The sequence below is a fragment of the Hydrocarboniphaga sp. genome (assembly GCF_028291725.1).
Classification (GTDB): Bacteria; Pseudomonadota; Gammaproteobacteria; order Nevskiales; family Nevskiaceae; genus Hydrocarboniphaga.
Genome location: NZ_JAQGNT010000097.1, coordinates 1 through 17,509, shown reverse-complemented (window position 1 = coordinate 17,509; position 17,509 = coordinate 1). Strand labels below are relative to the sequence as shown.

At 64.1% G+C, this 17,509-nt stretch carries 16 protein-coding genes; 11 read left to right on the top strand and 5 right to left on the bottom strand.

Annotated elements, in window-relative coordinates:
• Position 1: 1 nt before the first annotated feature.
• The 10 genes from rfbC to rfbB all read left to right on the top strand — a co-directional run bounded on the left by rfbC (position 2) and on the right by rfbB (position 12,661).
• A complete protein-coding gene (gene rfbC / locus JWQ90_RS25300; protein WP_299697847.1) occupies positions 2 to 565 on the top strand; it encodes a dTDP-4-dehydrorhamnose 3,5-epimerase in 564 nt (187 codons plus the stop codon).
• Positions 562 to 1,446, top strand: a complete 885-nt coding sequence (gene rfbD, locus JWQ90_RS25295; RefSeq protein WP_299697846.1) for a dTDP-4-dehydrorhamnose reductase — start codon at positions 562 to 564, stop codon at positions 1,444 to 1,446. The genes rfbC and rfbD overlap by 4 nt, the downstream gene beginning before the upstream one ends.
• A 117-nt stretch (positions 1,447 to 1,563) precedes the next feature.
• Entirely contained in the window at positions 1,564 to 3,909 is a 2,346-nt protein-coding gene (locus JWQ90_RS25290; RefSeq protein ID WP_299697845.1) for a glycosyltransferase family 2 protein, read from the top strand.
• Between the two features lie 104 nt (positions 3,910 to 4,013).
• The gene (locus tag JWQ90_RS25285; protein WP_299697844.1) at positions 4,014 to 5,234 is read left to right on the top strand and encodes a hypothetical protein; all 1,221 of its coding nucleotides are present in this window, start codon (positions 4,014 to 4,016) and stop codon (positions 5,232 to 5,234) included.
• On the top strand, positions 5,231 to 6,967 hold the full coding sequence (locus tag JWQ90_RS25280; RefSeq protein ID WP_299697843.1) for an ABC transporter permease: 1,737 nt from the start codon (positions 5,231 to 5,233) through the stop codon (positions 6,965 to 6,967). Before JWQ90_RS25285 ends, JWQ90_RS25280 begins: the two co-directional genes overlap by 4 nt.
• A gap of 9 nt (positions 6,968 to 6,976) precedes the next feature.
• Positions 6,977 to 7,681 (top strand): ATP-binding cassette domain-containing protein, encoded by a 705-nt coding sequence (locus tag JWQ90_RS25275; RefSeq protein ID WP_299697842.1) that lies wholly within the window; start codon positions 6,977 to 6,979, stop codon positions 7,679 to 7,681.
• A complete protein-coding gene (locus tag JWQ90_RS25270; RefSeq protein WP_299697841.1) occupies positions 7,678 to 8,862 on the top strand; it encodes a hypothetical protein in 1,185 nt (394 codons plus the stop codon). The genes JWQ90_RS25275 and JWQ90_RS25270 overlap by 4 nt, the downstream gene beginning before the upstream one ends.
• Positions 8,863 to 8,941: 79 nt before the next feature.
• Entirely contained in the window at positions 8,942 to 10,657 is a 1,716-nt protein-coding gene (locus JWQ90_RS25265; RefSeq protein WP_299697840.1) for a polysaccharide biosynthesis/export family protein, read from the top strand.
• 40 nt (positions 10,658 to 10,697) lie between these two features.
• Complete coding sequence (locus JWQ90_RS25260; RefSeq protein ID WP_299697839.1) at positions 10,698 to 11,597, top strand: glycosyltransferase; 900 nt, start codon at positions 10,698 to 10,700, stop codon at positions 11,595 to 11,597.
• Positions 11,594 to 12,661 (top strand): dTDP-glucose 4,6-dehydratase, encoded by a 1,068-nt coding sequence (rfbB, locus tag JWQ90_RS25255; RefSeq protein WP_299697838.1) that lies wholly within the window; start codon positions 11,594 to 11,596, stop codon positions 12,659 to 12,661. Before JWQ90_RS25260 ends, rfbB begins: the two co-directional genes overlap by 4 nt.
• 264 nt (positions 12,662 to 12,925) lie before the next feature.
• Here rfbB and JWQ90_RS25250 read toward each other — a convergent pair whose 3' ends face one another.
• The 5 genes from JWQ90_RS25250 to JWQ90_RS25230 all read right to left on the bottom strand — a co-directional run bounded on the left by JWQ90_RS25250 (position 12,926) and on the right by JWQ90_RS25230 (position 17,127).
• Complete coding sequence (locus JWQ90_RS25250) at positions 12,926 to 14,308, bottom strand: sulfatase-like hydrolase/transferase (RefSeq protein ID WP_299697837.1); 1,383 nt, start codon at positions 14,306 to 14,308, stop codon at positions 12,926 to 12,928.
• 45 nt (positions 14,309 to 14,353) lie between these two features.
• Positions 14,354 to 15,442, bottom strand: coding sequence for a glycosyltransferase family 2 protein (locus JWQ90_RS25245; RefSeq protein ID WP_299697836.1), 1,089 nt, complete (start codon positions 15,440 to 15,442; stop codon positions 14,354 to 14,356).
• A gap of 123 nt (positions 15,443 to 15,565) precedes the next feature.
• Positions 15,566 to 15,883 carry an H-NS histone family protein gene (locus tag JWQ90_RS25240; RefSeq protein WP_299697835.1) on the bottom strand — a complete coding sequence of 106 codons (318 nt, stop codon included), beginning with the start codon at positions 15,881 to 15,883 and terminating at the stop codon, positions 15,566 to 15,568.
• A 113-nt stretch (positions 15,884 to 15,996) separates the two neighbouring features.
• Positions 15,997 to 16,245 (bottom strand): hypothetical protein, encoded by a 249-nt coding sequence (locus tag JWQ90_RS25235; RefSeq protein ID WP_299697834.1) that lies wholly within the window; start codon positions 16,243 to 16,245, stop codon positions 15,997 to 15,999.
• Positions 16,246 to 16,305: 60 nt separating this feature from the next.
• Positions 16,306 to 17,127, bottom strand: coding sequence for a hypothetical protein (locus JWQ90_RS25230; RefSeq protein ID WP_299697833.1), 822 nt, complete (start codon positions 17,125 to 17,127; stop codon positions 16,306 to 16,308).
• 136 nt (positions 17,128 to 17,263) lie between these two features.
• Between JWQ90_RS25230 and JWQ90_RS25225 the strand changes: the two genes are divergently transcribed.
• Entirely contained in the window at positions 17,264 to 17,386 is a 123-nt protein-coding gene (locus JWQ90_RS25225; protein WP_299697832.1) for a hypothetical protein, read from the top strand.
• Positions 17,387 to 17,509 lie beyond the last annotated feature (123 nt).

Genomic DNA, 17,509 nt, shown 5'->3' with positions numbered 1-17,509 from the left:
TATGAACATTGTCCAGACCCCATTGCCCGGTGTCGTCGTGCTTGAGCCCCAGGTGTTCGGCGACGCGCGCGGATTTTTCGTCGAGACGTTCCGCGAATCCTGGCTGCGCGACGCCGGCATCGACCAGCCGTTCGTGCAGGACAACCAGTCCCGATCCCGGCAGGGCGTGCTGCGCGGCCTGCACTACCAGCTGCATAATCCCCAGGGCAAGCTGGTGCGCGCCGCGCGCGGCCGCGTCTACGACGTGGCGGTGGATATCCGCGCCGGATCGCCGACTTTCGGCCAGTGGTTCGGCATCGAGCTGGACGATGTCTCGCACCGCATGCTGTACATCCCGCCCAAGTTCGCGCATGGCTTCGTCGTGCTCTCCGCCGAAGCCGACTTCGCCTACAAGTGCACCCAGTATTACGACGCACCCTCGGACAACGGTATCGCCTGGAACGACCCGGAGCTGGCGATCCGCTGGCCGCTGGCCGGCATCACGCCGCTGGTGTCCGGCAAGGATGGCCTGTTGCCGTCGCTGAAGTACCAGGCGCCCGAGCGCTTGCCGCAGTTCACCCCATGAAAATCCTGCTGACCGGCGGTACCGGCCAGGTCGGGCGCGAAATCATCCGCCGCGCCGGTCGCCGGCCGTTGTTCGAAGTCGTCGCGCCGGGGCGCGATCAGCTCGAGCTGACTCAGCGCGCCAGCGTCGAGCGCGCCGTGCAGCAGTATGCGCCGGACCTGGTGATCAATGCCGGCGCTTATACCGCGGTCGATCGCGCCGAAGACGAGCCGGTGCTGGCGCATACCATCAATGGAGAGGCGCCCGGCTGGCTCGGCAGCGCCTGCGCGGCCGCCAGCGTGCCGGTGATCCATTTCTCCACGGATTATGTGTACGCCGGCGACAAGTCCGGCGCCTATCTTGAGACCGATCCGACCGCGCCGCTGGGTGTGTACGGCGCGAGCAAGCTCCAAGGCGAGCGCGCGCTGCTGGCGTCGGGCGCGGACAGCCTGATCCTGCGCGTCAGCTGGGTGTTCGCCGGCCACGGCGGCAATTTCGTCAAGACGATGCTGAGACTGGGTGCCGAGCGCGACGAACTGCGCGTGGTTGCCGATCAGCGCGGCGGGCCGACCTATGCCGGACACATCGCCGAGGCCGCGCTCGATCTCGCCGCCCGCTATGAATCGCCGCGCCGCCTGCCCTGGGGCATTTACCACTACGCCGGCGCGCCGCTGACCAGCTGGCACGAATTCGCGCAGACCATCCTGCAGCGCGCCTTCGAAAAACAACTGATCCGCCGCGTCCCGACCGTGCAGGCGATCAGCACCCGCGACTACCCGACGCGCTCGCCGCGGCCGGGCAATTCCGAGATGGATTGCAGCCGCGCCGAGTCGCTGCTGGGCCTGCAGCGCCCCGACTGGCGCCTGGGGCTCGAGGAGACGCTCGAAGAGCTGCGGGTATGAGCGCGCCGACACGGTGCTTGCACGAAGCGCAAGGGCTGCAGGAGGCGCGCGTCTGCTCACGGCGACGCCTGCGCTGTCGTCTCGGCGATAAGGTGTACCAGTGAGCGCGGGCCCGCGATGATCGTCGCCGGCCCGCTGTCGCCCCCCAGCAGGCTCCGGCGCATCCGCAACCGCGCGTACCGGCTGTCGCGGCTGCTGCTGAACACCTTGCTGCAACTGCACTGGCTGTGGCCCTGGGCCGGTCAGAGCCGCGACCCCACGCCAGTGGTTTTGCGCGCCGCAGCTCAGCTGCAGCCCGAAGCACCGGACCAGTGGCTGGCCCTTGGTGGTGACCCGCAGTTCGAGGTCGCCAACCTGCGTGCCTGCCCGAAAGGCTGGGTCAGGCTGTCCGGGCAATGCAGCGCCGGGCCGGCCGGCGGCCTGCCTCGGCTCTACGTCGACAGCGGTCGCGGCTATCGCGAACAGCGCTCCATCGCGATGACCTATGGCCCGGATCGCCGCAGCTTCTCGGCGGAATTGCGGCTGCCTTTGCGCACGCTGCAGTTGCGGCTGGACCCGACCACTCGCGCCGGACGCTTCCGCATCGAAGGCCTGAGCGTCAAGCGGCTGCCCGCGGATCAGCAGTTGTCGCGCCTGTCGCTCGCGATCCTGCGCCGTCTGGCCTGGCCGCTGCGGCCGCTGCTGAACCGGCTGCTGCCGCGGCTGGGCCTTAGCCTGCAGAACCTGCGCTACCGCGCCTGGATTCGGCGCACCGAGCCGGCCGGCAGCACTCATCGCGGTGCCGTGGCCGCGCATATCCAGCGGCTCGCCGATCGGCCGCTGATCTCGATCGTGATGCCGGTCTACAACACGCCGCTGCGCTTCCTGCAGCAGGCCGTGGCCTCGGTGCAGGCCCAGCTTTATCCACACTGGCAACTGTGCATCGCCGACGATGCCTCGCCCGATCCGCGGGTGCGCGACTGGCTGAGCACGGCGGCTGCGAGCGACCCGCGGATTCGCCTCGTGTTCTGCGAGCAGAACGGCGGTATCGTCGCGGCCAGCAATGCGGCTCTGGACCTGGCCGCTGGCGAGTACCTCGGTTTTCTGGATCACGACGACCGGCTGTCCGAGCTGGCGCTGTACTACGTGGCGCTCGAGATCAACCGCGACCCGCGTCCCGAGGTGATCTACACCGACGAGGACAAGATCGACGAGCGCGGCCGCCGCTTCATGCCGCACCTGAAGCCGGACTGGAACCCCGAACTGCTGTTGTCCAACAACTACATCGCGCACCTGGCGATCTACCGGCGCAGGCTGGTCGAGGACGTCGGCCGGCTCAGGGCGGGCACCGACGGCAGCCAGGACTACGACCTGATACTGCGCTGCACCGCGCGCTGCCGGCCCGAGCAAGTCCGGCACATTCCGGTCGTGCTCTATCACTGGCGTGCGATCCATGGCTCGACCGCACGCGCGGCCTCGGCCAAGACCTATACGCAGACCGCCGGCTACCGCGCGCTCAGCCACCATCTGCACGACGTGCCGGGGGCCAGGATCGAGGACGGGCGTTATCCGAACATGTACCGGGTACGCTTTCCGCTCGGCGATCCGCCGCCGCGCGTATCGATCATCATCCCGACCCGGGACGGCTTTGATCACCTGTCGCAATGTCTGCGTTCGCTGCGCGAGCTGACCGCGTATCCCAACTTCGAGGTATTGATCGTCGACAACCAGAGCCGCGATCCGGCGACTTTGCGGCTGTTCGACGAGCAGGCGCAGATGCCCGATACGCGGGTGCTGCCATTCGATGCGCCGTTCAACTATGCGGCGATCAACAACATGGCGGCCGGCCAGGCCAGCGGCGAATTGTTGCTGCTGCTGAACGACGACATCGAGATCACCGATCCGGACTGGCTCGCCGAGATGGTCTCCTGGGTCCTGCGTCCCGGTATCGCGGTCGTCGGCGCCAAGCTGTTGTACCCGGACCAAACGGTTCAGCACGCCGGCGTGGTGCTCGGTGCCGGCGGTGTCGCCGGCCACGGCCATCTTGGCTCCGCGGCCGAAAGTCCGGGTTATATGGGCCGCCTGTGGCAGCCGCAGAGGGTGTCGGCCGTCACGGCTGCCTGCCTGTTGGTCCGGCGCGAGGTGTTCGAGGCCCTGGGTGGACTGGACGCGCAAAATCTGCCGGTCGCGTTCAACGACGTCGATCTTTGCCTGCGCGTGGCTGAGACGGGCCGGCACATTGTATGGACGCCGCATGCCTGCCTGATTCACCATGAGTCCAAGTCGCGCGGGCTGGACGACACGCCTCAGAAGCGTGAGCGCTTCGAACGCGAGATCGCGTACATGCACGAGCGCTGGGGCCCGCAGTTGTGGAACGATCCTTTTTACCATCCCGGCTTCTCGATGAAGCTGGCAGATTATTCGTTGTCTGCCGAGCCCGCGCCGTATTGGCCCTGGCCTGGCGGCGATCAACGGTATGCATAGGTATATGACGAGCTTGAACACCGGCCATCGCAGTGCGATCGACCGCCTGACCGAGTACTGCCGTGGCGAGTAGCTGGGGGCGTGTCCGCGCGTCCGGCGATCTGGTGGTCTCGCGGGTCATCGCCGAGCCCAAGCCGCAAGGCTGGTCATTCGGGTTCGACGCTCCAGCACCGAGGACCCTGATCCCGGCCGGGGAAAGCCTCGAATTGCGCGGCTGGATCATCGATCGCAACAAGTCGGTGACCGACATCCGGGTAGTCCGCGAGCGCGATGGACGCGATCTTGGGCAGCTGGAAGTCGGCCAGGCTCGTGAGGGGGTCGCTGCGGTTGACCCCAAGCTCCGGCATGCCGGCAATGGCGGCTTCGGCGGCGTCCTATCGCTGAACGAAGCGGGCCGGTACCGTGTCGAGGTATGGGTCGCCGGAGGCGCCCGGGTTCCGATCTTCAGCTTTGTGCTGCGCGATCCGGCTGCCCAGCCGACCAAGCTGCTGTTCATGCATATCGCCAAGACCGCGGGCACCTCGGTGAACCGGTTTCTTTCGGAAAGCGTCGGTGCTGCCCGCTGCGCGTTTCACCTCGAGGTCGATCCCCGCTGGCGCACCCAGGGTGGCCGGGCAGAGCTGGCGAAGAGTTCGGTGATCTCCGGCCACATCACCTATCCAGTGCTGAGTAGCCGGCTCGACTGCGACGACTATCTGAAAGTGACGCTGCTGCGGAATCCGCTAGACCATGTGCTTTCGCATCTGGCTTTCATCCGGCATCTGGCCGAGCCTTCACAGCGATCACGGCTAGCCGGGCATTCGCCCGCGATACGGGCGTTCGCCGCCAAGCTCGCGGCGACTGATTTTGCTGATCGCAAGGCGGTCAAGGCATTGGTCGCAGGGCTGGGCGCCGAAGAAATCGTCCTGGTCGATAACGTGCAGGTGCGCTACCTGAGTTCGGTTGCGTCCGCGGAGCGCGTCCGTCAAAGTCATTTGCAGTCGGCGCGACAGTCCCTGATCCACTTTGATCACGTGGGGCTTACCGAGCAGATGGAGCCTTTCCTGGCGGGCATTGCAAGCAGAATGAACTGGCCGTTGCCACGTTACGTCCCCCAGGAAAACCGCAATCCGGAACGTTACGGCATCGATGCTGACAACCCGGAACTTCGCGCCGCGCTGAAGCCGCTCGTCATTTACGATCAGCTGCTGTATCGCTACGCGCGGAAAGTCTTTATCGATGGCAACGACGGGCCGGCGCAGCGTTTGCGAAAGAAGGCGCAGGCTGCGAAAAGTACCGCTGCGGCGTCCGCGCCCCAGGCCAAGCCGGTCGTGCGGACGGCATGAACTGGCAGATCGTTCCCGGAGTGACGCTGGCACCGGATGATCGGTCCACGGTCATCGTATGGGGGCGACACGAGCACGCGGTCGCCGTGCTGATGGCACTGCTGCGTGAGCTGGGCTGGCCTGCGCATGGTGTCGCATTTCCCGGCTGGAACGATGTTGCGCTGACTTCTGCCCTGGCAGAGGGAGATGCCGGCGGGCAGCAGGCGATCATCGACCAGCGCTATCACCAGGGCCCGCGCTGGCAGCTGCGCGCTCCGGTCAAGGGCGAGGCGTTCAGCGATGTGCTGCCGCGCCTGAAGGGCGTGCGCTATCTGCTGGTGCTCGACGCTCCCGGTGTTGCCGTCGAAGCCGGGGCCGGAAGCGATGTGCTTCCCGCCTGGCTCGCGGACGATGCTTCGGCCAGCGCCGCCAGAATGCTGATCGGCTCCGAGGAAGTGCTTGAGTGCAGCGATGCGATGATCGACGCGCTCGCCGGCTTCGTCGGGCAGGCGGACGTCAAACGACGGATCTGTGCGCGCAGCTGGCAGCGGCTGTATCGCGCCTTTCCGGATCTGCCGCTAGGCATCTTCAAGACCAATGGCACGATTGATCGCGTCGTTCCCCGTGGTGGTGGCGGCTGGGCCTACATCGAGGGTGTCGACGCCCCGGTCGATATCGAAATCCGGGTGGGCAGGCGTACCCAGGTGGTGACCGCGGACCAGATGCGTCCCGACATCAAGGCACGCGGTTTTCATCCGAGCGGAGCCTGCGGATTCGGCTTCTCGTTCAAGAACCAGCTGGAAATCGGCGAAAAGGTTCATACGCGCGTCATCGGCGACAGTCGCGAGCTGATCAACAGTCCGGCGGAAGTCCAATCCCCGGACGCCGGCGGCACCAAACAGCCGCCGCCAGCGGTCTTGCTCGGCGAGACGAGCAAGACCGCTGAAGAAGAGCCGATCGAGCTGCTCGAGTTGCCGCGAATCAAGCCACGGCCGCCCGTCAAGGTCTTCCAGAGTTCGCTGTGGGCGTTCCTGATGCGCGAGATCCGCGCTCGTTTCGGCACCCAGCGCGGTGGTTACCTGTGGGGTTTCGTCGAGCCGGCGTTTCAGGTCGTCGTGCTGACGCTACTGATCCGAGGCATCAAGGGGCGCCTCAATGGCACGATCTACGGCGAAGACTTCGTGTTTTTCTTTGCTCTGGGAGTCATCCCGTACCAGATGTTTACTCACGCCATGTCGGGCAGCGGGATCATGGCGGGCAGCGGGCTGTTCAACTTTCGCCAGATTCAGCCGATCGACGTCGGCTTGGTGCGAGGCTTCATCGAATTCATGATGTATGGCGTCGTTTTTGCGCTGATGCTCGCCATCGCGAACTGGCTTGGGTTCCCCTACACCGTCGACAAGCCGCTGGAGCTGCTCTACTGCATTTTCCTGCTCTACTGGTTTGCGTTCTCGATCGGGCTGTTTTTCGATGTGATGACTAGCATTGTCCGCCAGACAAAAATGATACAGCAGGTTTTCGTCCGCATGATGTACCTGACCTCGGGCGTGATTTTTTCGATCGATGCACTGCCCAGGGTGATGCAGCCTTATCTGCTGTGGAATCCCCTGCTGCATATCATCGATCAGATCCGGGCTACCTGCATGAAGAGCTATCCGGCTCGGGGTGATCTCAACTACGCCGCCGAATGCGTGATCCTGCTGCTGTTTATTTCGCTGGCGTTCTATCGGCGAAATCGGTATCGGCTCTTTTAGGTTCCCCGAATGATCGTCGTCGACGGCATCACCAAATCCTATCCGCTGCTGGGCTTCCGTCGGCACTACGTTTTCCGCGATCTGCACATGACCATCCCGGATAAGCGCAGTGTCGGCATCGTCGGCCGAAACGGGTCTGGCAAGACCACGTTCCTGCGCTTGATCGGAGGCGTCGATCAGCCCGACCGCGGCCGCGTCACGATCACCAACGAAGGCACCATATCGCCGCCGCTGGGCGTGTCCACCGGCACCGCCGGCAACATCACCGGGCGAGCGAATGCCAAGTTCGTGTGCCGCATCCATGGCGACGACGACTACACGATGCGCCTGCGGCTGGAATGGATCGAGCGTTTCGCCGAAATAGGCGAGTTCTTCGACCTGCCGCTGAGTTTTTATTCGGGCGGCATGCGGTCGCGCCTGACCTTTGGCATCGCGATGGCGTTCGACTACGACTACTACCTGATCGACGAGCTGAGTTCGGCCGGTGACCAGGTATTCCGCAGCAAGGCCTCACGTACGTTCAGGGCCAAGCGGGGGAAGGCGGCTGTCATCATGATCAGTCATAATCTGCGTTCCCTCCAGGAAGAATGTGACTCCGGGATTTACGTACGCAAGGGTGAGGCGCTCTGGTTTGACGATATCCGCGATGCGCTGAAGCTGTATGCCGAGGAAGAGGGAGTGGATGTGCCATTGGTGGGGGAAAAGAAAAAGTGAACGGGCAAGTGCTCGGGCGCGTTTCGGCCGCGCTGAATGCCGGACTTGAACGTTTCGGATTGGCGCAGCCTGCGGATAGTCAGGGCGCGCGCAAGGCGTCGTTCCTGATCTCCTGGCTTTACATCGGCAGCATGGTCGTCCCGCTGATCCTGTACTCGACGTATATCGGTCTGATCCGCTCGCCGGGCTACATCAGCGAAGCCGAAATCGTGGTCCAGAGCGATGCGTCCCTGGGCTCGGCCACACTGGACCTCGGCCTGTTTTCCGCTTCCTCCGGTGCCGTCGCCGATGCCCTGCTGATCCAGGAATACATTCAGTCACTGACGCTGCTGTTGCTGCTGGACGACGAGCTCAAACTCAGGCAGCACTATTCCGATGCCAGCAAAGATCCCATTTCCAGACTCGATTCCGACGCGTCTCGCGAAGCCTTCCTGAAGTTCTACAACAAGCGCGTGCAGGTCCGAGTCGATGGGAGTTCCTACATCATCCATCTGACTGTCGAGGCGTATTCGCGTGAGTTCGCCCAGGCGATGGCGGAGCGGATCGTCAAAGAGGCCGACCACTTCGTCAACCAGATCAGTCAGAAGATCGCGCGCGAGCAGATGACCTTCGTCGAGCACGAGCTCGAGAAATCCAACGCGCGGCTACACACGGCCACCGCCCAGCTGATCGAATTGCAGAAGAAGAACGAGCTGCTGAGCCCGGAGACGGAGAGCGCGACGCTGTCCGGCATCATCGCGAGTCTTCAGGCGCAACTGGCCGGGCGTCGCGCCCAGCTCAGCGCCTCTCTGGGCTACATCAACGAGACCGCGGCGGAGATCGTTTCGCAGCGCACGGCGATCGCCGCACTCGAGAAGCAAATCGTGTCCGAACGCGCAAAACAGGTCGGCGGTGACGATAAGGGCCTCAGCGACCTGTATCTCGACTATCAGGCCGCACAGACCGCAGTGACCGTGGCGAGCGATTCCTACCAAGTCGGATTGCGCGCACTGGAGGCCTCCCGCCTGGCGGCCTCACATAATGCCAAGCATCTGGTCCAGGTCTCCAAAGCCAGCTTGCCCGACGAGGCCCTAGTGCCGGCGCGGCTCTATTCGATCGTCACCGCGTTTTTCTTGCTGCACCTGGTTTTCTTTATTCTCACGCTGATCGCCGCTGCGATCCGGGACCACAGGGATGCTTGAGCTCAGACGGACAGCGCACCTCAGCCGCGCCATCGGCCTTATCATCGCGCTGCTCTGCACCCCTCTATGGGCGCAGACCATGCCCGGCGCGGCGGCGGCCTATCAGCAGCAACAACAGCAGGCGGCGGGGCAGACTCCGGCCGACCCTGCCGCGGCTGGCGTCGCCGCGCCGATGGTGGCGGTCCCGCCAATCACCAGCACCTCCCAGGCGATACTGGCGACCCCGATCCCCCAAGTGCCCTTGGCGGCGCGCGCTGCGCCGCCGATCGTCGATTCGCAAATCGTCCAAACCGCGTTGACCTCGAGCACCCCGGTTTTCGGGCAGACCCTGTTCCAGGGTGCTTTCGCCCAGGAATCGTTTCAGAGCTTCAATCCCGATTACCAGATCTCGATCGACGACCTCGTCGACGTGCGGCTTTGGGGCGGCCTTACCCTCGCGACCCGGCTGCTGGTCGACACCCAGGGCAACATCTTCGTTCCTGGTGTCGGCCCCATCCACGTCGCCAACGTGCGCAATGGCGACTTGAACCGCGTCGTCGAAGGCGCGGTCAAGCGGGTTTACAAGCAGAACGTTGGCACTTATGTATCGTTGGCTGCGGCTCAGCCAGTCAAGGTTTTCGTCAGCGGGTTTGTGCGGCGGCCTGGCTTGTATGGCGCGAATTCTTCCGACTCGATTCTGCATTTCCTCGATGTGGCCGGTGGCGTAGATCCGCTGTCCGGCAGCTATCTCGATATCCGCGTGCTGCGCAGCGGTACCGAAATCGCCAAGGTGAACCTTTACGACTTCATGCTCGCGGGTAAGCTGCCGCTGATGCAGTTGCGAGACGGCGACTCGATCTTCGTTGGTCCCTTGGGTCCGACGGTAACGATCAGCGGACTGGTCGCGACGCCGGCCCGTTACGAGATGAACGCGCCAACCCCGCTGAAAACCGTGCTGACCATGGCCGGCGCCAACGCCACCGCGACCCACGTGCGCCTGACCCACAACACCGGCGACTCGCGTCGTGCAGAGTACCTGCCGCTGACCAGCGATCTCAGCGGCGTCGTCGTGCAGCCTGGCGACGAGGTCGAGCTCATCGCCGACCGCCTGATCGGCGAAATCATCGTGCAGGTGGAGGGCGAGCATCTGGGGCGCGGCCAATACGTGCTGCCGTACAACGCCACGCTGAAAGACTTGCTGGACACCATGCAGTTTAGCCCGCAGTCGCTGCGCGAAGGCCTGCAGCTGTATCGCCTGAGCATCGCCGCGCGCCAGAAGCAGGTGCTCAACGACATGCTCGACAAACTCGACGCCGCGGTTTATTCGGCGCGATCGGCGACGGCGGACGAAGCGCAGCTGCGCACCCAGGAGGCGGCGCTGATCAACCAGTTCATCACGCGCGCCCGCAGCGTGCAGCCCAAGGGCCAGCTGATTCTGACCGCGACGGCCGACCCGGCGCGCATTCCGCTCGAAGACGGCGATGTCATCCGCATCCCGCGCTCCAATCCGATCATCGCGGTGCATGGCGAGGTCTACTTCCCCAGCAACTTCGTCGAGGACGACAAGCTGCGCGTCAAGGACTACATCGGCATGGCCGGCGGCCCGACCCAGATCGGCGACGTCGACAAAGTGCTGGTGATGAAACCCAACGGCGAGATCCGCATGACCAGCATCGGCAGCCGCGAGAAAGTCGAATCCGGCGATGAGATCCTGATTCTGCCCAAGGTCGAGCGCAAGACCTTCCAGTTCTCCAAGGACATCGTCGAAATCCTGTATCAGACCGCCATTGCCGCCGGCGTCGTGCTCAGGCTCTGAGTTCGCCGATGCCGACTCTGTGCCGACAACGGGGCGGGTTGTGACTGCACCGGCGGACGGTCATCCGCGCTGCTCGGACCCGCTTCCTCTGGACGAAGCACTACAGGGGGCCGGTCTGCGCCGCGTGATGGGCGAACATTCTCCGGTGGCTCCGCTATGGAGCCTGTCCATCGTCAGCCATGGCCACCTGGTGAGCGTTCGCCGCCTGCTGGCGGACCTGGCGCGGTTTTATCAGCCCGGGCGCTTCGAGGTGGTCATCACCATCAACGACAGCGAGCTGGATCCCGCCGACGATCTGACGCGCATCTGGCCCGGCCCGCTGCTGATCACGCGCAACGATCGACCCCGGGGCTTTGCCGCCAATCACAACAGCGCGGCGCAGATGTGCCGCGGCGATCTGCTGGCGATACTCGACTCCGATCTGAGTTTTGGCGCCGATCCGTTCCAGGTTCTGGAACAGCATCTTTTGTCCCCGGGCTCGCGGCTGATCGCCAGTCCCACGATCGTCAACGTGCGCGGCGAAGTCGAAGACAACGCGCGCGGCCTGATCACGCCCGCCGCGCTGGTACGCCGTCATGTTTTCGGCGGCCGCCACCGTCGGCGCGTGGTGAATGATCGCCAGCCTGCCGATTGGATCGCCGGGCTGTTCATCGCCATCACCCGCCAGGATTTTGCACAGTTGCAGGGTTTCGACGAGCGTTATTTCATGTATTGCGAGGATGCCGATCTGAGCATCCGCGCGCGCAATCTCGGTTTCGAGGTCGCGGCGATCCGCACCGCGCCGGTGATTCACGAGGCGCGGCGCATGAGCGCGCGCAAGTTGCGGTATTTCCTCTGGCATGCGACCAGCCTGCTGAAGCACTGGACCTCCTCCGCTTTCTGGAAATATCTGCTGGCCACCAAGAAATCCCGGCCAGGGAATCCGAACCAAGGTTTATGAAACAGACCCTGCTCATCACCGGCGGCGCCGGCTTCATCGGCTCGGCACTGATCCGCGAGCTGATGGCGACGAGCGCGTATTCGATCGTCAACCTCGACAAGCTCACCTATGCCGCGAGCATCGAGGCGCTCGAGAGCGCGCCGCAGGACCCGCGCTATCGCTTCGAGCACGTCGACATCTGCGACGCCGCCGAACTGCAGCGCGTGTTCGCAAGGCACCGGCCCAGCGGCGTGATCCATCTGGCCGCCGAGTCGCATGTCGACCGCTCCATCGACGGGCCGGCCGAGTTCGTAGATACCAACGTCGTCGGCACGTTCCGCCTGCTACAGGCGACGCTCGCGTATTGGGAGACGCTAGAGGGCCCGGCAAAAAGCGCTTTCCGTTTTCATCACGTCTCGACGGACGAGGTTTACGGCACGCTGGGCGCCGCCGGCTACTTCACTGAGACCACGCCTTACGCGCCGAACTCGCCGTACGCCGCGAGCAAGGCCGCGTCGGACCACCTGGCGCGCGCCTGGCATCACACCTACGGCTTGCCGGTGCTGATCACCAACTGCTCGAACAACTACGGCCCCTATCAGTTCCTCGAGAAATTGATCCCGCTGATGATCGTCAACGCGATCGACGGCAAGCCGCTGCCGGTCTACGGCGACGGCAGCAACGTGCGCGACTGGCTCTACGTCACCGACCACGCGCAGGCGCTGATCAAGGTGTACACGGACGGGGTGCCCGGTGAGCAGTACAACATCGGCGGCCACAACGAAAAGCGCAACCTCGACCTGGTCGAGTATCTATGCGATCTGCTCGACGAAATGCTGCCGGATTCGCCGCACAGGCCGCATCGGCAGCTGATGCACTTCGTACAGGACCGCCGCGGCCACGACCAGCGCTACGCGATCGACGCCGCCAAGATCCAGCGCGAACTGGGCTGGGCTCCGCGTGAAACCTTTGAAACCGGCATCCGCAAGACGGTTGCCTGGTATCTGCAGAACATCGACTGGTGCCGCGAGATCCAGCGCAAGCGCTATTCCGGCGAGCGCCTGGGGCTGGGCAACAAAGGCTGACCCTGATACTTCCCCTCTCCCGATTGCGGGAGAGACCTCCGCCGGCTTGCACCTGCCGGCTTGAATCCCGGAACCGGCCAGCCCCTTCCCCCGCTTGCGGGGGAAGGTTGGGATGGGGGCGAGACGACAGCGCCGCGCCTTCCGCCCCCACCCGGCCCTCCCCAAGCGGGGGAGGGAGAGGTTCCTGGGTCCCGCGAAGCGGGGGGTGAGGGCTGAGGCTTTCCCGTTATAGCGGCTGGTCGCGGGTAACAGCAGCGCGCGCCGCTACGGCACAATCCCATGCGCCTGATATAGCGCCTTGTCATGCGCATCCAGCGGCCCCTGCGGCAGGCCTGGCTTCTTGAGCCCGGCGGCCCAGGCTGACAGCTCGCCCTGAAGCTCCTGCACCACCTCGGGATGAGCGGCGCTGACGTCCGCCTCCTCCGGCGCACCCGCACTCATGTCGTAAAGCAACTGCTGCTGGCTGCCGAGCAGGATCAGCTTCCACTGCTCCGACAGCACCGCCGCCTGCGAGCCCCAGCGCCAGAACAGCCGCGAGTGCGGCAGCGTCGTGAGCTGGCCGTTGAAGTAGGGCAGCAGGTCCACGCCCTCGAGCTCCGCCGGCTTGGCGATACCCGCTGCCGCGAGCAGCGTCGTCGCCACATCGAGCGTGCTGATCGGTGATTTGAAAACTCGGTTCGCCGGAATCTTGCCCGGCCACGCCGCCGCAAACGGCACGCGGATGCCGCCATCGGTGAGCATGCCTTTCTCGCCGATCAGCGGATCGTTCAAGGACCCGTCCCAGTCCGCGCCCAGCGGAGCGCCGTTGTCGCCGATGAACACCACCAGCGTCTGCTCGCTGAGCTGGTCCTTGGCCAGTTCCGCGCGGATCTTGCCGACGCCGTCGTCGATCGCCGACAGCATCGACAGCCCGATCTTGCGCGTCGCGTCGCTGACGTGCGCGAAGCGCTGCTGATAAACCTGCGGCGCCTCCAGCGGAACATGCGGAGCGTAGTAGGGCACGTACAGGAAAAACGGCTTGTCGTGATGGCGGCGGATGAACGATAGCGCCCACTGCGTCGCCAGATCGATCCGATAAGTCTCGTCATGGACGCCCGCAGGCGCATGGTCCAGCGCATGCCCGGCGGCGTCGTGGGACGCGATGAAATCGTTAATGTAGCCTTCAAAGTATTCGTCGAAGCCCTGGTTGGCCGCGTAGAAAAGCGCAGGGTCGGTGCCGGCGGGCACGTTCTGGGTGTTGTTCTGATCCAGGCCCAGATGCCATTTGCCGACCATCGCGGTGACGTAGCCGGCGGCCTTGAGTCGTTCGGCGATGGTTACCTGCTCGGGCCGCAGCGGGCCCGAGGCGTTGTCATCCAGGCCGAAACGGTTTTGATGGATGCCGGTCAGCATGCCGGCGCGCGACGGCGCGCATTGCGGCGCGGTCACGTAGGCGCTGGTCGCCAGCACACCGTCCATTGCGAGCTTGTCAATATTGGGCGTCAGCACGTCGTCGCGCACGCCCTGGATACCCAGATCGGCGAAGCCGTGGTCGTCGGAATAAAACACCACGAAGCTCGGCGGCCGCGTCGTCGTGCCACCACCACCGCCACCGCAGCCGGCCAAGCAGGCCCAGGCCAGCAGAACAAACCATCGAAGCGTGCTCATGCTGGGAGGCCCGGCAAAATTTTGTCTCCGAAGTATGCCGGCAATTCAGCCACGCGTTCGATTCTGCTGGTCACGTTTCGCCGCGCGTTTCTGCTTGCGGAACCGCGGCGGCCCGTCCTTGAGTATCCAGCGGGTCGGGATCGACAACGGGTTCCAGATCAACCGCCGCGCAAGCTCCAGGACCGACACCGCGCGCGTGCTCTGCACCGCTTTGCGATCCCGCCAGAACGGGCCCGATTTCAACCAGCCGTCGCGCCAGCCGCGCAGATACGCGCCCCGGGCGTCGCGGCTCCGGGTGGCGATACTCTTGACCACCACCAGAAGGCTGTGGCCGAGCAGCGCGAACGGCAGCACCCAGCCGGGTGCGTTCTTGACGCTCATCCAGATCAGGTTGCGATAGCCGTGATAAATCGCGAACTCGTTGTGCTTGCTGCGGCTGCAGGCGCCGGAGGCGTGATAGACGATCGCCTTGCTCACCTGCCAGCTCATCCAGCCGCGCAGGTTGGCGCGGTAGCAAAAATCCATGTCCTCGCAGTAGCAGAAGAACCGCTCGTCGAAGCCGCCGAGCGCCTCGTAATCCGATCTGCGCACCATCAGCGCCGCGCCGCAGACACCGAACGGCGAGCGCGGCGCCACCGCCTCGGGTGTGCGCCGCCGCAGATAGCCGCGGCGCCAGGCGACACCGTAGGCCGACAGATCGTCGCCGTTGCCGTCGAGCAGCCGCGGATTGGCCGCATTGACCTGGCGGCTGCCGAAGATCCGGAAATCGTTGCGCTGGCGCGCCTCGCGCAGCAGGTGCTCGAGCCAGCGGCGGTGCGGCGGCGCATCGGGATTGAGCAGCACGACCCACTCGCTGCGTGTCTGGGCCACGCCAAAATTGTTGGCTGCCGCAAAGCCCGTGTTGCGCCCGGCGCGTATCAGGCGAACCCGGTGATACGCCATGCAGGCGTCCTCCGAGCCGTCCTCGGAGCCGTTGTCGACCACCACGATCTCGAAGTTGCGGAAGGTCTGCAGCGACAGTCGCTTCAGTGTGCGCCCCAGCCAGGCTCCGGAGTTGTAGTTGACGACCACGACCGTAACCCGCTTCACGGTTTCCCGGGCGGCGAGGTCTGAATACGCGGCTGATTCCCCCATTTTTGAAGTCTGGCAGTGCCCGGGGGACGTAACAAGCCAGTTACGGCTTGAAACTTGAAAAAAATCAGGATGGTGACGGGCCGGGCTCAGGATCGCCAGGTGCGCCACTCACCCCTGTAAACCTCAAATCGCGAACGACTCCCGCTGGGCGCCGGCCGCTTCGGCCTCGGCCAGCCATTTGGGTGTCCGGCCACGGCCGGACCAGGTTTCGCCGGCCGGGCTACGGAACTTGGCGGCTACCTTGCTGCCGCTGCTGGCGCCTTTCTTGGAGACGCGGGCTGCGCTTTTCTCGGTGCCGCGCAGATCGGCGAGGCTGATGCCGTGCTTCTGCATCTTGTCTTTGATATCCGCAATAACGCTGTCGAGTTCTGCCTTGCGGATTTCTTCGGCTTGCTTGGTGAGCGATTCAATCTGCTTGAGCAGGTCGTTATACGTGGTCATTATCTTTTTCCGTAGTGATCGAGCCCCTTTTTGGGGCTTTTGATTGGGCTCTCAAAAAGAGAGCGGGAAGATAATAACGTAATAATCCGGTAATGCTGAATATAATCTCAGGTTTATTTGCGGGTCTCGGGCACGGGCTCGGCGGCTGGCGATAACGGCGCCGCGACCGATTTGCGGGAGCGCCGCGCCATCAATACCAGTGCCTGAGCCGGCCCGCCCTGCAGGCTTGCGGATTCCTCGCTGCGCTCGGTCGCCAGAGCCGGCAGCAGGCCGGCATTGGCGCTGTTGAAGGAATCCATCGGCACGCCGGCGAGGGCCGGGGTGGTGCTGGCGATCAGGATCAGGGTGGCAACGATTTTCATGATGGCTATCCGGCTGACATTAGTCCTCTCCCGCAAGCGGAAGAGGGGAACAGCAAACCCTTAAAACCTGAACCCCAGCCCCGCTGCCACACAAAACCGCGGGCTCGAGTTATGGTCGCTCAATAAATCCACATACCCCAAAGTCACCGTCAACGGCAGCCATTGAGCCATCGGCGCAACCGAAACCGCCGCATTGGTATCAAAACCATTGTATTCAGTGATCACCGACAGCCAGTGCGTCAAATAAAAACTCGCCGAACCGAATATATCGTTGTCGTTGCCGTTTTTATTGCTGACATTGTGGCCGGCGCCGGCGCTGAGCATCAAAACATGCTCACCCACGAAAACAGCGCGGGTAATCGCCAGATAATGCCCGGCGGGATTATTCGCATCGAACACGCTCCCGCCCCATTGGCCGACCGCGCTGGCGCCCGCCGCAATCGCGGTATACCCGCCCAGATTGCGATGCAGCTTGATCGAAAAGCTGCCTTCGTCCCCAAAACCGCCGGAGCCGAGACTCGAGTCGCTTAGCGAGGACAGCACCACCGCGACGTCCAGCCCCGCCGACTCGTCCGGATCGCCCAGGCCGGCGGCGACCGACAGCGAGGCGTCGCCCTTCTGCCGCTCCGTCACCATGCCGATGCCGACCGAGCCCCAGCTGGCGCCGAACGCCACCGGCGACTCGAACGACGCTGCCGCATAACCGACCGGCACCGGCCCCATCGCCAGCGAGGTGGCGCCATCGCCGGCCGCGGCCGGGCCGCAAATCAATGCGGCGCTGGCCCCGACAGCGCGCCATGTCCAGCTTTTCATTGTCTGACCTTGAGTGGGGTTCGCAATGGTCTGCAAAAAGCAGCCCCATTCCAGCAACGTGAAGAGCATTCCTACGTCAGCACACTAACGGTCCGCCGGCCTCGGTTTTGGGACGCAAGGCTCAAAACATGACGCCGTCGGCACCCATCCGGCGCGATATCCCTTATTCTTCGCGACAGCCGCACATAACAAAAAGATGACAGTCATGGAGAGCTTCTTTTATTTCGACACCTTCAACCGCCGCCGCATCCGGCCCCGGTATGTATGGGCGTTCAACGGTTTCGTGGCGGGCTGTGTTTTCACCACCGGGCTGCTGATCCTGATCTAGTGCCTAATTGCATTATACATCGATAGTATTATGATAACCCCCATTGCGGCGTTGGGGGGGATGAGATGGCTCGGGTGGCGGTGACACTGTCGTTCACGGCGGAAGTGGAGGCTGAGTTGGAGC

Coding starts and splice junctions, on each gene's coding strand:
- JWQ90_RS25280 (WP_299697843.1), top strand. CDS start 5,231: ATGAACTGGCAGATCGTTCCCGGAGTGACGCTGGCACCGGATGATCGG.
- JWQ90_RS25230 (WP_299697833.1), bottom strand. CDS start 17,127: ATGCTCTTCACGTTGCTGGAATGGGGCTGCTTTTTGCAGACCATTGCG.
- JWQ90_RS25225 (WP_299697832.1), top strand. CDS start 17,264: ATGGAGAGCTTCTTTTATTTCGACACCTTCAACCGCCGCCGCATCCGG.
- JWQ90_RS25275 (WP_299697842.1), top strand. CDS start 6,977: ATGATCGTCGTCGACGGCATCACCAAATCCTATCCGCTGCTGGGCTTC.
- JWQ90_RS25265 (WP_299697840.1), top strand. CDS start 8,942: ATGCCCGGCGCGGCGGCGGCCTATCAGCAGCAACAACAGCAGGCGGCG.
- JWQ90_RS25250 (WP_299697837.1), bottom strand. CDS start 14,308: ATGAGCACGCTTCGATGGTTTGTTCTGCTGGCCTGGGCCTGCTTGGCC.
- rfbC (WP_299697847.1), top strand. CDS start 2: ATGAACATTGTCCAGACCCCATTGCCCGGTGTCGTCGTGCTTGAGCCC.
- rfbD (WP_299697846.1), top strand. CDS start 562: ATGAAAATCCTGCTGACCGGCGGTACCGGCCAGGTCGGGCGCGAAATC.
- JWQ90_RS25290 (WP_299697845.1), top strand. CDS start 1,564: ATGATCGTCGCCGGCCCGCTGTCGCCCCCCAGCAGGCTCCGGCGCATC.
- JWQ90_RS25245 (WP_299697836.1), bottom strand. CDS start 15,442: ATGGGGGAATCAGCCGCGTATTCAGACCTCGCCGCCCGGGAAACCGTG.
- JWQ90_RS25240 (WP_299697835.1), bottom strand. CDS start 15,883: ATGACCACGTATAACGACCTGCTCAAGCAGATTGAATCGCTCACCAAG.
- rfbB (WP_299697838.1), top strand. CDS start 11,594: ATGAAACAGACCCTGCTCATCACCGGCGGCGCCGGCTTCATCGGCTCG.
- JWQ90_RS25235 (WP_299697834.1), bottom strand. CDS start 16,245: ATGAAAATCGTTGCCACCCTGATCCTGATCGCCAGCACCACCCCGGCC.